General features: G+C 31.7%; 13 protein-coding genes. 10 read left to right on the forward strand and 3 right to left on the reverse strand.

Translation table 11 applies throughout. The annotated features are described in order from the left end of the window. From FP421_RS10670 to trpA, 10 genes are all read left to right on the forward strand, one after another. Nucleotides 1-1,401 (forward strand): amidase family protein, encoded by a 1,401-nt coding sequence (locus FP421_RS10670; protein WP_159950444.1) that lies wholly within the window; start codon nucleotides 1-3, stop codon nucleotides 1,399-1,401. Then, nucleotides 1,401-4,742, forward strand: coding sequence for a bifunctional amidotransferase subunit GatB/aspartate--tRNA ligase AspS (gene gatB/aspS, locus FP421_RS10675; protein WP_159950446.1), 3,342 nt, complete (start codon nucleotides 1,401-1,403; stop codon nucleotides 4,740-4,742). Before FP421_RS10670 ends, gatB/aspS begins: the two co-directional genes overlap by 1 nt. A 341-nt stretch (nucleotides 4,743-5,083) precedes the next feature. After that, the gene (locus FP421_RS10680; protein ID WP_159950448.1) at nucleotides 5,084-6,475 is read left to right on the forward strand and encodes an anthranilate synthase component I family protein; all 1,392 of its coding nucleotides are present in this window, start codon (nucleotides 5,084-5,086) and stop codon (nucleotides 6,473-6,475) included. A 155-nt stretch (nucleotides 6,476-6,630) separates the two neighbouring features. Continuing rightward, nucleotides 6,631-7,209 carry an anthranilate synthase component II gene (locus FP421_RS10685; protein ID WP_159950450.1) on the forward strand — a complete coding sequence of 193 codons (579 nt, stop codon included), beginning with the start codon at nucleotides 6,631-6,633 and terminating at the stop codon, nucleotides 7,207-7,209. A 79-nt stretch (nucleotides 7,210-7,288) separates the two neighbouring features. Next, a complete protein-coding gene (gene trpD / locus FP421_RS10690; RefSeq protein ID WP_159950452.1) occupies nucleotides 7,289-8,275 on the forward strand; it encodes an anthranilate phosphoribosyltransferase in 987 nt (328 codons plus the stop codon). 123 nt (nucleotides 8,276-8,398) lie between these two features. Beyond that, the gene (locus FP421_RS15120) at nucleotides 8,399-8,569 is read left to right on the forward strand and encodes a hypothetical protein (protein ID WP_201288835.1); all 171 of its coding nucleotides are present in this window, start codon (nucleotides 8,399-8,401) and stop codon (nucleotides 8,567-8,569) included. A 124-nt stretch (nucleotides 8,570-8,693) separates the two neighbouring features. Then, a complete protein-coding gene (trpC, locus tag FP421_RS10695) occupies nucleotides 8,694-9,482 on the forward strand; it encodes an indole-3-glycerol phosphate synthase TrpC (RefSeq protein WP_159950454.1) in 789 nt (262 codons plus the stop codon). Between the two features lies 1 nt (nucleotide 9,483). Next, complete coding sequence (locus tag FP421_RS10700; RefSeq protein ID WP_449421281.1) at nucleotides 9,484-10,173, forward strand: phosphoribosylanthranilate isomerase; 690 nt, start codon at nucleotides 9,484-9,486, stop codon at nucleotides 10,171-10,173. After that, the gene (gene trpB / locus FP421_RS10705) at nucleotides 10,170-11,354 is read left to right on the forward strand and encodes a tryptophan synthase subunit beta (protein WP_159950458.1); all 1,185 of its coding nucleotides are present in this window, start codon (nucleotides 10,170-10,172) and stop codon (nucleotides 11,352-11,354) included. Before FP421_RS10700 ends, trpB begins: the two co-directional genes overlap by 4 nt. Before the next feature lie 81 nt (nucleotides 11,355-11,435). Beyond that, complete coding sequence (gene trpA, locus FP421_RS10710; protein WP_159950460.1) at nucleotides 11,436-12,203, forward strand: tryptophan synthase subunit alpha; 768 nt, start codon at nucleotides 11,436-11,438, stop codon at nucleotides 12,201-12,203. Between the two features lie 61 nt (nucleotides 12,204-12,264). Here trpA and FP421_RS10715 read toward each other — a convergent pair whose 3' ends face one another. Genes FP421_RS10715 through FP421_RS10725 form a run of 3 tightly spaced genes read right to left on the reverse strand, consistent with a single transcriptional unit; the run spans nucleotide 12,265 to nucleotide 15,079 of the window. Further along, on the reverse strand, nucleotides 12,265-13,056 hold the full coding sequence (locus FP421_RS10715; RefSeq protein ID WP_159950462.1) for an FKBP-type peptidyl-prolyl cis-trans isomerase: 792 nt from the start codon (nucleotides 13,054-13,056) through the stop codon (nucleotides 12,265-12,267). A 40-nt stretch (nucleotides 13,057-13,096) separates the two neighbouring features. Then, nucleotides 13,097-14,710 (reverse strand): amidohydrolase, encoded by a 1,614-nt coding sequence (locus tag FP421_RS10720; protein WP_159950464.1) that lies wholly within the window; start codon nucleotides 14,708-14,710, stop codon nucleotides 13,097-13,099. A 6-nt stretch (nucleotides 14,711-14,716) separates the two neighbouring features. After that, nucleotides 14,717-15,079, reverse strand: a complete 363-nt coding sequence (locus tag FP421_RS10725) for a DoxX family protein (RefSeq protein ID WP_159950466.1) — start codon at nucleotides 15,077-15,079, stop codon at nucleotides 14,717-14,719. Nucleotide 15,080 lies beyond the last annotated feature (1 nt).

Genomic DNA, 15,080 nt, shown 5'->3' on the forward strand with positions numbered 1-15,080 from the left:
ATGGAGTCACAGATACATAAAATTCATCAGCAATTGATGAATAAAGAAATTTCTTGTACAGACTTGGTTCAAGGAAAATTAGATTTACTCAAAACAAACACGCATAACACCGTAAATTCATTATTAGACAATATTGCTTTAGATTTAGCCAAAAAAGTAGATGCTAAAATTGGAAACGGAGAAGAAATAGGTTTGTTAGAAGGAATTCCATTTGGAATCAAAGACGTGTATATGGTTCAAGGAACGTATACCACGGCTAGTTCTGATTTGCTAAAGAAATATAAATCCCCGTACACAGCAACTGCAATTCAGAAATTGTTAGCTGCTGGAGCAATTCCTTTAGTAAAAGAAAATTGTGATAGTTTTGGACATGGGTCATCATCAGAAAACACCATTTTTGGTGCAGTAAAAAATGCAATAAATCCTGATTTAGTTGGTGGTGGTTCAAGTGGAGGTTCTGCAGTAAACGTTGCCAAAGACTACACTGTGTTTTCAATTGGTGGAGATACAGGAGGTTCTATTCGTCAACCTGCAGGATACAATAATGTCTATGGATTAAAACCAACGTATGGAAGAATTTCACGTTTTGGGTTGATGGCCTATGCATCATCTACAGATTGTGTGGGGCCTATTGCAAAATCGATAGAAGATATTAGAATCGTCTTAAATGTGATGAGTGGAAAAGACGTAAAAGATCAAACCACATATCCATCAGAAAAAATATCAAAAGAAAATAGTATTGCAATAGATGAGGTAAAATCAGTAGGCTATTTCAAAAACTTTATTGAAAGTGATGCGATTTCACCAGAAATTAAAGCTGATTTTTTAAGAACAATAGATAAAATAAAAGCAAAAGGCATTGCAATAAAAGAATTGGATTTCTTTGAATCTGATACGTTAGTTTCAACCTATTATACACTAGCAATGGCTGAAACTGCATCGAATTTGTCACGATTAGATGGTACAAATTATGGTAACAGAATTGAAGGCGATAATCTTAAAGATACGTATTCAATAACACGTTCAGAAAATTTTTCTGAAGAAACAAAACGAAGAATTGTTGGTGGAAACCAGGTATTGTCTCAAGGGTTTTCTGATGAAATTTATTTAAAAGGCTTAAACTTAAGAGATCAAATTGCTGCGAATTTTGAAAAAGACTTTAGCGAAGTTGATATTATTTTATCACCAGTAACCCCAAATACTCCTCCTAAAATTGGAGACAGCTTAAAAGATCCTTTAGCTATGTATTTGTCAGATGCATACACAGTTGGGTTCAGTTTAGGGCAATTACCAACATTAACTGCTCCACAAGGAACAGCAACAGGAATTCAAATTACGGCGGCCCAAAATAATGATGCTAAGGTTTTACAATTTGCGAACTTCTTAAAACAATTGATATAATGGAGTTAGAACACTTAAATGAGCTGTTAAAAAAGCACGAATTAGAATTGGTGATTGGTTTAGAAACACACGTTCGTTTAAACACAAATACCAAATTGTTTTGTTCTTGTGCAAACCAAGAAACTGACCAACCCAACACAAATATATGCTCTGTTTGTACAGGGCAAATGGGAGTTTTACCTTCTATAAATAAAGTAGCCATTAAAAAAGCAATTTATTTTGGAAAAGCAGTAAAATCTACTTTTGAAAATGAAGTGATTTCTTGGGATAGAAAACATTATGAGTATCCTGATAATCCTAAAAATATTCAGATTACTCAGTTTCATAATCCTGTAATTCCAGATGGTCAAGTTTCTTGTTTTAGAAATGATGGATCTCAATTTACAGTAAACTTAACACAAGTTCATATTGAAGAAGATGCTGCAAAATTAATGCACGAAAAGAACCTTTCTTTGGTTGATTTTAATAAGGCTGGTGTTCCTTTAATCGAAATTGTTACAGAACCTTGTATTCGTCATATTGAAGATGCATCTACTTACGCACAATACATTCAAAGAATTGTTCAGAATTTAAAAATCTCTGAAGCAAATCTTGAAAAAGGGGAATTTAAATCGGATGTTTCTGTATCACTTAGAAAAAAACATAGTTACAACTTAAATCCGCGTACAGAAATCAAAAACTTGAACTCATTTAAGTTTATGATTGAAGCGTTAAAAGAAGAAGTTGAAAAACAACTCAACTACTATATAGAACATAAAGAATTTAGACCAGACCAAACTACGGTTTTGTTTGATGCCGATTTAAAGCAGACCAAAACAATGCGTAAAAAGGAATTTGAGGCGGATTATCGATTCATTTCAGAACCAGATTTACCATTTGTAAACATCAAAAATATAGTAGAAACTATTGATGTTGATATCAGTTCTTTACCTTTTGCAGTAGAATCTATTTTGATTAAAGGTGGAGTTTTACCACAAGATGCAAAGTTTTTTACTGCGGATTCTTTACGTTCAGAAACTTTTGTTGCAATTAATGATGTGATACAAGACCCATCTTTTGTCGCAAAAACTTTGGTGAATAATATTGCAGCTGATGAATATGCAAATATTCATAGTGTTGCTCAGTTGATTGAAATTTTCCAATTATTTAAAGAAGAAAAAATTACTTCGGTTTTAGTTCAAAACGGAATTACGAGATACTTAAAAGATAGAACTTTCGATTACAAAAAGTACTTTGATGAAAACACGATTTCAGAAAGTCAAATTAAAGATGCTGTAACTAAAGTTATTTCGGAAAATGAAGCGATTGCGAACGATATTAAAAATGGCAACCAAGGTAAAGCTGGAATTTTAGTCGGTAAAACCATTAAAATTATTGGTAAAGGAGCCTCTGGAAAAGTAATACGAGAAGAAATACTAAAAGCTCTTAGCAATTCACCTATAGCTTCAAGCAATAAGCCAACAACTAAAAACCAAGAACTAAAAACCAACAACCAACAAGCAACAGCCAATAACCAATCAGAAGAATTACCAGAAATTCCAATTGTTATAAAAGATGAGTATAGAACACATAAAATTGCGCAACTTTCTGAAAAATCAATTGATGAAGACGTTACTTTAGCAGGTTGGGTAGCTAGTGTTCGTGATCATGGAGAATTGATATTCATCGATTTACGCGGATCTAATAACGAAATTTTTCAAGTACGTTTAAGTAGAGAAACTTTTCCGAATTTAGACGAATTGGTAAAACTGAAACCAGAAACCGTAATCACTGTAAAAGGAATTGTTGTTCAACGTAAAGAAGACGATTATAATTCAGGATTAAGAACTGGTAAAATAGAACTAGAAACATCTACATTAGAAATATTAAACTTATCGAAAACCTTACCTTTTGAGATAAAAAGAGCCACAAAATCGAACGAAAATGTTCGTTTTCAATACAAATTTTTAGATCATAGAAATGATGATGTTCGCAGAGCAATCGTAAATCGTCATAAAGTGATTAAGTTGTTAAGAGATATTCTTGATGAAGAAGAATTCTTAGAAATTGAAACGCCAATTTTAACAGCTGGAACAGATGAAGGGGCTAGAGAGTTTATTGTGCCCACAAGAAAACAAGCAGGGTCGTTTTATACATTGCCACAAGCGCCACAACAATTCAAACAAATGTTGATGGTAGGTGGATTTGAAAAATACTTCCAAATTGCACGTTGTTTTAGAGATGAAGATTCTCGTGGAGATCGTCAACCAGAATTTACTCAATTAGATATTGAAATGGCATATGCAAGTATGCAGCAAATCATAGATTTAAACACTAAAATGTTTAATGAAGTGGTGAAAAAAATCTATGGTAAAAAATGGATTTTACATCCTTTTACAACCATTACCTACAAAGAAGCGATGGATAAATATGGTTGTGATCGACCAGATTTACGTTTTGGTTTGGAAATGCAAGACATTACTGAGATTGTAAAAGACACTACTTTTCAAGTTTTTAGTAAACCTATAGAAGAAGGTGGAATTGTAAAATGTATCAAGGTTTCAGCTGCTGAACAAGGCAACAAACGTATGTCTAAAGGTCAGATTGAAAACTTAACAGCCATTGCACAACAACATGGCTTAGGTGGTTTGGCATACATTATCGTAAATGAAAATGATTTGCAATCGCCAATAATTAAATTTTTAGGCGAAGAAATTGCAGCCAATATCATTAAAGCAACTGATGCTCAAGTTGGAGATATTGTCTTCTTTTCTGCTGCAGATTATACCACAGCAAATAAAGCTTTAGATGCTGTTCGTCAAGAAATGGGAAGAATCTTAAAATTGATAAATCCAAAAGAATTAAGACCAGCTTGGGTAGTAGATTTTCCAATGTTCGAGAAAAATGATGATGGTAGATGGACGTTTACACACAATCCATTTTCAATGCCAGCAGTTTACGATTTAGAAAAACATATGAATGGAAAAGAGGATGAAATAGGAACCATAATAGCACAACAATACGATTTAATCTTAAATGGTTATGAAATTGGTGGAGGTTCTGTTCGTGCACATAAATCAGAAATTTTAGAAGCGACCTATAAAAATATGGGTTACAATAAAGAAGAAATGATTAAAAGTGTAGGTACGATGTACAAAGCTTTTCAGTATGGAGCACCACCTCATGGAGGAATTGCTTGGGGTGTAGATCGTTTAATGATGATTTTAGAAAAGAAAGCTTCAATTAGAGAAGTAATGGCTTTCCCTAAAACAGGAACATCAGAAGATTTATTATTCAATGCACCTTCAATTTTATCTGATAAAAAAGTAGAAGAAATGAATGTGCAGATTGTTAGAAAATAAACCTAGCTATCCTGCAAGGTTTTCAAAACCTTGTAGGTATTGGTTTTAAGGATTTGTTGGTTTAAGTTTTTATAAAATATTTAAGAGCAAAGGTTGTTTAATTTAAAAATCTATGCTATTTTTGTAATTCAATTATGAAAAATAATACAAAAAATACATGGTGGTGGAACTCTCTTAATTCATAAGTGAGAATAAAACCTATATGTAAACAATATAAAAAAAGGCTTATCTCACGATAAGCCTTTTTTCAATTAAAACAGTGTCATCTCGAGCGCAGTCGAGAGGTCATTAAAATAAAGAGAAAAAAATGTTCTCGACTGCGCTCGAACTGACAATCAGTTATGAATAAAATAAAATTTAAGACATTATCGAAAACTAAGATTGCAGATACAATAACTCCTGTTGGTTTGTATTTACGTTTTAGAGATACATATGCGAACACGCTTTTATTAGAAAGTTCAGATTATCACAGCAAAGAAGAAAGTTTTTCTTTTATTGCGATAGAACCTGTGGTAACCATCAAAGCAGAAAATCATCATTTGAGTTTTTCTCATAAAGGACTACAACTTGCTAATGAAAAAATTGATAAAAATTTCAATACTATTTTCGAAAATTATAGTCAAGCTATTGATTTAGACTGTCCTGCAGAATTAAAATCCTTTAATGGTTTGTATGGTTACACTACTTATGATTCTGTGCAGTATTTCGAAAATATTTCTTTAACTGTCGATGATGCTCCATCTGCAATTCCTTTGATGCAGTATAGTTTTTATAGATTTATTATTGCAATCAATCATTTTAATGACGAAATGACATTGATAGAAAATATTGAAGAAGGTACAGAATCTCGAATCAGAGAAATTCAGACAATTATAGATGCACAAGCTTTCAATACACAAAAATTTGAAATTGTTGGAGAAGAAACCTCTAACGTGAAAGGTGAGGAGTTTATCGAGTATGTAAAAAAAGCAAAATCACACTGTAAAAGAGGAGATGTTTTTCAGTTGGTATTATCGCGTCAATTTCAACAAAAATTTAAAGGAGATGAATTCAATGTTTACAGGGCATTACGTTCTATAAATCCTTCACCATATTTATTCTTTTTCGATTATGGTTCTTTTAAGTTGATGGGATCTTCTCCTGAAGCACAAATTAAAATTACTCAAGGAAGAGCTACTATCAACCCAATTGCAGGAACCTTCAGAAGAACAGGAGATATGGCAAAAGACATTCAATTGGGTAAAAAATTATCCGCAGACAAAAAGGAAACTGCAGAACATGTAATGTTGGTAGATTTAGCTCGAAACGATTTAAGCAAGCATGCAGATAATGTAGAAGTTGAAGTGTTTAAAGAAGTACAATATTTTAGTCATGTAATTCATCTAGTATCTACAGTTTCAGGAAAGTTAAAAGGTAATCCAATAGAAATTGTAGGTGATACTTTTCCTGCAGGTACTTTAAGTGGTGCACCAAAATACAAAGCTATGCAACTGATTGATACCTATGAAAATCAATCACGTGGTTTTTATGGAGGAGCAGTAGGAATTATTGGGTTAGATGGTTCAGTAAATTTAGCCATTGCAATCCGATCTTTTGTGAGTAAAAATAAGACCTTGTATTATCAAGCAGGAGCAGGAATTGTAATTCATTCAGACGAAGAAAAAGAATTACAAGAAGTAAATAATAAGTTAGCAGCGTTAAAAAAAGCGTTGATTTTAGCAGAGAATATTTAGGGCGTTTTAACGGGCTTTCATTACTCGCTTTTTTTGAGAAAAACAAAAAAGAGCTCAAACAGGCCATTCAATCCCTAACGCAGATTGAGCATTTTAATAAAGATTTGTAAACAATTAAACAAATCCACAATTAAACGATTACACAACAAAAAAATATGAAAATATTAATTTTAGACAATTACGATTCATTTACCTATAACTTAGTTCATATGGTTGAGAAAATTACAGGAAACTTTCCTGCAGTTTTTAGAAATGATGAAATCAGTATCGCAGATGTTGGAAATTACGACATTATTATGTTATCTCCAGGTCCAGGGATTCCAGATGAAGCAGGAATTTTAAAAGAAGTAATTAAAACTTACGCGGGTAAAAAACCAATATTTGGAGTGTGTTTAGGCTTACAAGCCATTACAGAAGTTTTCGGAGGAAAAATCATCAATTTAGATGACGTATTTCACGGAGTAGCCACAGAAATGAGGGTCACAAACCCATCAGCTACCATTTTTAAAGAGGTTTCAGAAACGTTTATGGCAGCTCGTTATCACTCATGGTCAGCTACAGATGAAGGGTTCCCAAACGAATTAAAAGTAACTGCAAGAGATGAAGATGGAGGAATTCAAGCTATAGAACATCAAGCCTATAATATTTCAGCGGTTCAATTTCACCCAGAATCTATTTTAACTGATGTTGGTGAGCAATTGGTTACAAATTTTATTAATAGTGTAAAAAAGTAATCAAGTTAAAAGTTTATAAAGTTTTGAGTAAGCATACTTTTACACTTTATTACTTTCAAACTTTAAGAACTTTATAGAAATGAAAGCAATTTTAAACAAACTATACAATCACGAAAGGTTATCTAAATCTGAGGCTAAACAAATCTTAATTGATATTGCAGCAGAGAAATATAATGACGCTCATTTAGCTTCATTTATGACGGTTTTTATGATGCGCCCAATTACAGTTGATGAACTTTCAGGATTTAGAAACGCCTTAAAAGAATTGGCTATAAAAGTCGATTTTTCTGATTACAATACCATTGATATCGTTGGAACTGGAGGAGATGGAAAAGACACCTTCAATATCTCAACATTAACCTCTTTTATTGTTGCAGGAACAGGACAGAAAGTGGCAAAACATGGTAATTATTCTGTGTCTTCACAATCTGGTTCTTCTGATATGTTAGAGAGTTTTGGGTATCAATTTACAAATGATGAAAACACTTTAAAGCAACATTTAGATAAAGCAAACATTTGTTTTTTACATGCGCCAAAATTTCATCCAGCAATGAAAGCTGTTGGGTCAACAAGAAAAGCGCTAAAGTTGAAAACGTTTTTTAACATGTTAGGGCCTTTGGTAAACCCGAGTTCGCCTAAAAATCATATGTTAGGAACTTTTAATTTAGAGGTTGCGCGTTTGTACAATTACATTTTACAAGAAGAAAATATCAATTACGGAATTATTCATGCTTTAGATGGCTATGATGAAATTTCTTTAACAAGCGGATTTAAAATTTTCACAAAACAAGGAGAGCAGTTAATTAATCCAGAAGATTTAGGTCAGAAAAGAATTCAACAATCAGAAATTTTTGGAGGAAATAATGTAGCAGATGCTGCAAAAATTTTTAAAACCATTTTAGAAGGAAATGGAACTGAAGCTCAAAATAATGTGGTATTAACCAATGCTGCTTTCGCATTAACAATTGTTGATGAAAATAAAGGTTTTGAGAATGCTTTTAAGGAAGCAAAAGATTCTTTGTTTGGAGGTAAAGCAAAAGAATGTTTACAGAAATTAGTAAAATAAAAGATCAATGTCAGTTCGAGTGAATTTTGAGGAACGAAAAATTTGTATCGAGAACAATTGAGACTTCTCGATACAATTTTCTCCTAACGTCGAAAATCACTCGAAGTGACAAAATCATATAAAATGAAAAAAAAGAAAAACAATTTAATTCTAATAATTCCAGCATTCTTGTTGATGGGAGCTGCAATTGGAGTGCAAACTCAATCAATAATTAAACAAGCTATCATAGGCTTAATTGTTGGGGTTATTGTTTACTTTTTTTTGATTTACAGAAATAAGAAATTTAATAAATAAAAATGTTCTCGATACAATTTTCTCATAAAATCGAAAATTACTCGAACTGACATGCGTATTGTCACATCGAGTGAATTTGTGAAGAATGAACAAATTTGTATCGAGATGATTTATAAAATAAGAAATGACTATACTCGATAAAATAATCGCATTTAAAAAGAAGGAAGTTGCTAAAATCAAAGCAGATGTTCCTTTAAAGAAATTAGTAGAGAGTCCGAAGTTTAACAGAACGCCATTATCTTTAAAAAAATCATTATTAGAAGTTGGTTCAACAGGCATTATTGCTGAGTTTAAACGTCAGTCTCCATCTAAAGGAATTATTAATGATAAAGCAACTATTGCAGAGGTAACTAATGGGTATTTAGATGCTAATGTAGCTGCACAATCTATTTTGACTGATACTTCATTTTTTGGAGGAACAATGGCAGATTTAATGGAAGCAAGAGTCATCAATCAATCAAAACCTATTTTAAGAAAAGATTTTGTAGTGGATGGATTCCAAATTGTAGAAGCTAAAGCGATTGGTGCAGACGTAATTTTATTAATTGCCTCTTGCTTAACATCAACAGAATTGAAAAACTACGGAAATTTAGCAACAGATTTAGGATTGAGTGTTTTATACGAAGTACACACTCAAGAAGATTTAGACAAGATTAATGATTTGGATAATAAAATTATCGGAATTAATAATAGAAACCTAAAAACGTTTGAAGTTGATTTAGAGCATTCTATCAAATTAGCAAATCAAATTCCTGATACTTCTATAAAGGTTTCAGAAAGTGGAATTTCTGATCCTAAAATTATTACAGGTTTAAAAGAGTTTGGTTTTCAAGGATTTTTAATTGGAGAAAATTTTATGAAAGAAGAAAACCCAGGGGAAGCTTGTCAAGATTTTATCAATCAAATTAGATAACATGAAACTAAAAGTTTGTGGAATGAAATACATAGACAATATTCAGCAGACTGCTGAATTAAACCCTGATTATTTAGGGTTTATTTTCTATGAAAAATCGAAAAGAAATTTTGAAGGGATCATTCCAGAACTTCCTAAAGAAATTAAAAAAACTGGTGTTTTTGTGAATGAAATTCCTGAAATTTTAGTTTCTATGATAGAAGAATATCAATTGGATGCAATTCAATTGCATGGAGATGAATCTGTGGAATATATCAAGTCAATAAGAGAACAATTAGAGTTTAGTAGAACCTCTTTTATTGAACAAAACAAAGGACGAAAAAAGGTTAAAAAGCCAAAGTCATATCAAAATCTAGAAATCATAAAAGTTTTCGGAATTAAAGATGAATTTAACTTTGATGTGTTACAACCTTATTTAGAAGAAGTAGATTACTTTTTGTTTGATACTAAAGGAAAAGAAAGAGGAGGAAATGGAACTAAATTTGATTGGTCTGTTTTAGAACAATATCCTTTTGAAAAACCATTTTTTCTAAGTGGTGGGATTGGTCCAGAAGATATAGAACAAATCCAAATAGTAAGAAAAACAAATTTACCTATTTATGCGTTAGATGTAAATAGTAAATTTGAAATAAAACCAGGGTTAAAAAATACTAATGAAGTTAAAAACTTCAAGAATAAATTAGAAATATGAAATCACAATTTCAGCCAGATGAAAACGGATATTTTGGACAATTTGGAGGAGCATTTATTCCAGAATTATTATATCCAAATGTCAAAGAATTAGAAGATAATTACATTCAAATTATAGAATCTGAGGAATTTCAAACGGAATACAAATCGTTATTAAAAGATTATGTTGGCAGGCCAACACCTTTGTATTTTGCAAAACGTTTGTCAGAAAAATATGGAGCGCATATTTACCTAAAACGCGAAGATTTAAATCATACAGGAGCACATAAAGTAAACAATACTGTTGGTCAAATTTTGATTGCAAAAAAGTTAGGAAAAACCAACATTATTGCAGAAACAGGTGCAGGTCAGCATGGAGTGGCTACAGCAACTGTTTGTGCCTTAATGGGGTTAGATTGTACTGTTTTTATGGGTGAAAAAGATATTGAGCGTCAAGCACCAAATGTTGCTAGAATGAAAATGTTAGGTGCAAAAGTTGTTGCAGCAACATCAGGTTCTAAAACCTTGAAAGACGCTACCAATGAAGCGATTCGTTATTGGATTCAAAACCCTGAAACGTTTTATTTGATTGGTTCTGTAGTTGGCCCTCATCCTCATCCAGATATGGTAGCAAGATTGCAAGCTATAATTTCAGAAGAAATGAAATGGCAGTTGAAAGAAAAAACAGGAAAAGAAAATCCGGATACGATTATTGCTTGTGTTGGTGGAGGTTCTAATGCTGCAGGAGCATTTTATCATTATTTTGATGATGAAGAGGTAGAATTAGTAGCTGTTGAAGCTGCAGGTTTAGGCGTAAATTCTGGAGAAAGTGCTGCAACTTCTCAATTAGGTGAAGTAGGGATTATTCATGGTTCTAAAACCATTTTAATGCAAGATGATTATGGACAAATTGTAGAGCCTTATTCAATTTCTGCAGGTTTAGATTATCCAGGAGTTGGTCCGTTACATGCCTATTTGTATGAAAGTGGTAGAGCAACTTTTTTAAATGCAACAGATAAAGAAGCATTAACTGCTGCTTATGAATTGACTAAGATAGAAGGTATTATTCCTGCATTAGAAACTGCTCATGCTTTAGCGGTTTTACCAAAAATGGATTTGAAAAAAGATCAAGTTGTGGTCATCAATTTATCAGGTAGAGGTGATAAAGATTTAGAAACTTATATTAAACACCTTAAAGAATAGTTAAAAGTTCTAAAGTTGAATGTTATAAAGTTTGATGTGATCACAAATAACTATCAACTAAAAACCATTAACCAAAAAATTATGAACTCAATCCAAAAATTATTTCAGCAAAAGGATAAAAATTTATTATCTATATATTTTACTTGTGGTTATCCAAACTTGAAAGATACGACCAAAGTAATATCAGCACTAGAACAAAGTAAAGTTGACTTTATAGAGGTTGGGTTGCCTTATTCTGATCCTTTAGCAGATGGACCAACAATTCAAGATAGTAGTCAAAAAGCATTGCAAAATGGAATTAATTTAGACATTGTTTTTGAACAACTGATGACAATTAAAACTACCAATAAAACTCCCTTAGTGTTAATGGGATATTTGAACCAAATGCTAAAATATGGTGAAGATAAATTTTGTCAAAAAGTAATAGATTGTGGAATAGATACAGTAATTATTCCAGATTTACCAATGGTAGAGTTTGAGAATCATTATCAACAGTTGTTTACTAAATATGGAATTACAAATGTGTTTTTAATTACACCACATACTTCAGACGATAGAATTCAAAAAATAGATAGTTATACAAAAGCCTTTATTTATGTGGTTGCTTCTGCATCTATTACAGGCGCAAAAGGAGAGATTTCAAATCAGCAAATTGCATATTTTGAAAGAATTAAAGCAATGAATTTAAAAAGTAAATTAATCGTTGGTTTTGGTATTTCAGATAAAGCTACATTCAATACAGCTTGTACTTATGCAAATGGAGCTATTATTGGTTCTGCATTTATTAAGAATTTAGGCATTAACGGAGTTGATAAAATTGATGAGTTTGTCAAACCGATTATATCTTAAAGCAAAAACCGAAACTTCTTAAGTTTCGGTTTTTGCTTTAAGATATTTTAAATTATTTTGTTTAATTCACACTAATTAACTCGATATCAAAAACCAAAACTGCTCCCCCAGGAATGGGTGGTGTTCCCTGAAGTCCGTAAGCTAAGTTATTGGGAATTAATAGAATCCCTTCACCACCTTCATTAAAAAGAGGAATGCCCTCTGTCCAACCAGAAATTACTTGGTCTAATCGAAAAGTAGTACCATTAGTATTACTTGCGTCAAAAACAGTACCATCTAAAAAATAACCCTTGTAAACAACAGTTACACTAGAGTTTGATGTTGGTTTTTGACCTGTACCTTCTTTATTAATCACATAATATAACCCAGAATCAGTTCTTTTAGCATTTAAATTATTATCATTAATATATGTTAAAATATCAGCTTCATTATCTATGACATCAATAAGTTTTACTTCTATAATTAAAACTACTCCGTCATCAAAACCTAGTTCAGAAGGAATTAAAAAAATGCCTTCTCCGCCTTCTTTAAAAAGTTGTAAACCTTCAGACAACCCTTTGACTAGTGTATTAAGTTTTGTAGCAACTCCTGAAACATCAGTTTGGCTAAATGTAGTGCCATTTAAAAAACTTCCCCTATATGAAATTGTAACCTCAGAATTACTGTTAGGTTGTTCTCCTGTACCTTCTTTGGTAATTACATAATATAATCCAGATTCAGTTTTTACAGCATCAAAGTTATTATCTTTAATAAATTTAAGAATATCCGCTTCTGTTTCTGGAGTAAAAGTAGGTTCATCAGATGAACAAGATGACAAAAAAACTATTAAAAATAAATATATGTATTGTTTCATTACGATTCTTTTAATTTTGAGCGAATATAATAGATTAAAATTAATAAACTTTCTCTCCATTTAAAAAAGTAGTTACTGCTTTAGTTTTTGGAATTTCAGCCCCATCAACAGTCATAATATCTTGATTTAAAATTACAAAATCAGCAAACTTACCTATTTCAATAGAGCCTTTTTCATTTTCTTCAAAGTTAGCATATGCTGCCCAAATGGTCATTCCTTTTAAAGTTTCTTCTCTAGTTAAAGCATTTTCCATTTGATACCCATTTTTAGGATAATTATCTAAATCTTTTCGAACTACAGCTGCGTAAAAAGTTAAAAATGGATTGACTTGTTCAACCGGAAAATCAGTACCTAAAGCAACTTTTCCATAAACTTTCAATAAATCTTTAAAGGCATAAGCACCTTTTATTCGTTTACTACCAACTCTATCTTCTGCCCAATACATATCTGAAGTAGCGTGTGTTGGTTGTACAGAAGGTAAAATATTATCAAAATTTTTAAAATCTTCTGGTGATATGATTTGAGCGTGTTCAATTCTCCAACGTCTATCTTCTTGATTCTTTAAAACCTTTTTGTAGGTTTTTAGCAACCACGTATTTGCAGAATCACCAATAGCATGCGTGTTCATTTGATATTCTGATGCAGCAATTTGCGTTGCAATTTCTTGATATCTTTCAGGTGAATAAATCAATGCTCCAAAATGATTTTCTCTATCAGAATATGGTTTACGCATTGCAGCACCTCTGGAACCTAGAGCACCATCACCATAAACTTTAAACGAGCGTACATTTAAATAATCTGTCTTGTAAATCCCTTTGTTAATGTAATAATCTATTTGTGCTTGTTGGTCTCCAGAAACCATTGCATATACTCGCATTTTTAAATCTTTGGATTGCTGCAAACTATCAATCAATTCAACAGTGTTTCTGTTTAATCCAGCATCATCAACAGTGGTTAAGCCATAAGAAAAGCAGATTTTTTGAGCGTCTAACAAACCATTAATGGCTTGTTTTTTTGAGGTTGATGGAAATTTGATATAATCCATAGCATTATCAATTAAAACACCTGTCAATTTTCCGTTTTTTGTGATGAATTCTCCACCTTCAATTGAAATTGCTTTGGTTATCCCTGAATAATCTAATGCAGCTTGATTGACTAATAATGCATGACCATCAACACGAGTTACAGCAACAGGAGTTTTTGGAAAAAGTTTGTCTAATTTCTCTTTAGTTGGAAATTCTTTAACCTTCCAATCATTTTGATCCCAGCCACGACCCGTAATATATTCTGAATTGGTTTTGTCTTTAAAATCTGATATTTTTTGCAAAACATCGTCATAGCTTTTGGTGCCCTCTAAAGAAACTTTTTGTTGTTGCAATCCCATTCTATAGAAATGACAATGTGCATCAATTAAACCAGGAACTATGGTTTTGTTTTTAACATCAATTGTATTTTGAGATTGATATTTATCTTGAATTTCTTTATTTGTTCCTACTGCAATAAATTTTCCATCTTTAATCGCAAAAGCTTCTGCTTTTTCAAAGCTATTATTGACAGTATACGTATTTGAATTGATAACAATTACATCTGCTTTTTCTTTCTGACAACTAAAAGCAAGTAGTGATAAGGTGATTAATAAAAATATTTTTTTCATTTTATATTATGAGTTTGTGTAAATTAAATAAGCAATATACATAAGTACAAATTGCAATGGTATTCTAAGGTAAGCTATCCATTTTTTGCCAATTGCAGGTCGTATTTTAGTGGCATCCCAAATGTGAATAGGGAGAAAAATAATCATCAGGAAAAAGATACCTAAAGCAGCAATTTTTACTGTTGCTGAGAAAATTAATCCTAAACCTAAGAAAAATTCTATTCCCCCAGCAATATAATTTACTAGACTTTTGGGAAGGTAATCTGGAATAAAATATTTGAAAACTTTAGGTTTTAAAATGTGCATTATACCTGCAAACATAAAAAGCACAACAAAAAAAAGTGTAAGGCTAAAAACTAGAGTTTCCATA

This window comes from Polaribacter septentrionalilitoris (genome assembly GCF_009832745.1).
Lineage (GTDB): Bacteria > Bacteroidota > Bacteroidia > Flavobacteriales > Flavobacteriaceae > Polaribacter > Polaribacter septentrionalilitoris.

Coding starts and splice junctions, on each gene's coding strand:
- FP421_RS10670 (WP_159950444.1), top strand. CDS start 1: ATGGAGTCACAGATACATAAAATTCATCAGCAATTGATGAATAAAGAA.
- gatB/aspS (WP_159950446.1), top strand. CDS start 1,401: ATGGAGTTAGAACACTTAAATGAGCTGTTAAAAAAGCACGAATTAGAA.
- FP421_RS10680 (WP_159950448.1), top strand. CDS start 5,084: ATGAATAAAATAAAATTTAAGACATTATCGAAAACTAAGATTGCAGAT.
- FP421_RS10685 (WP_159950450.1), top strand. CDS start 6,631: ATGAAAATATTAATTTTAGACAATTACGATTCATTTACCTATAACTTA.
- trpD (WP_159950452.1), top strand. CDS start 7,289: ATGAAAGCAATTTTAAACAAACTATACAATCACGAAAGGTTATCTAAA.
- FP421_RS15120 (WP_201288835.1), top strand. CDS start 8,399: ATGAAAAAAAAGAAAAACAATTTAATTCTAATAATTCCAGCATTCTTG.
- trpC (WP_159950454.1), top strand. CDS start 8,694: ATGACTATACTCGATAAAATAATCGCATTTAAAAAGAAGGAAGTTGCT.
- FP421_RS10700 (WP_449421281.1), top strand. CDS start 9,484: ATGAAACTAAAAGTTTGTGGAATGAAATACATAGACAATATTCAGCAG.
- trpB (WP_159950458.1), top strand. CDS start 10,170: ATGAAATCACAATTTCAGCCAGATGAAAACGGATATTTTGGACAATTT.
- trpA (WP_159950460.1), top strand. CDS start 11,436: ATGAACTCAATCCAAAAATTATTTCAGCAAAAGGATAAAAATTTATTA.
- FP421_RS10715 (WP_159950462.1), bottom strand. CDS start 13,056: ATGAAACAATACATATATTTATTTTTAATAGTTTTTTTGTCATCTTGT.
- FP421_RS10720 (WP_159950464.1), bottom strand. CDS start 14,710: ATGAAAAAAATATTTTTATTAATCACCTTATCACTACTTGCTTTTAGT.
- FP421_RS10725 (WP_159950466.1), bottom strand. CDS start 15,079: ATGGAAACTCTAGTTTTTAGCCTTACACTTTTTTTTGTTGTGCTTTTT.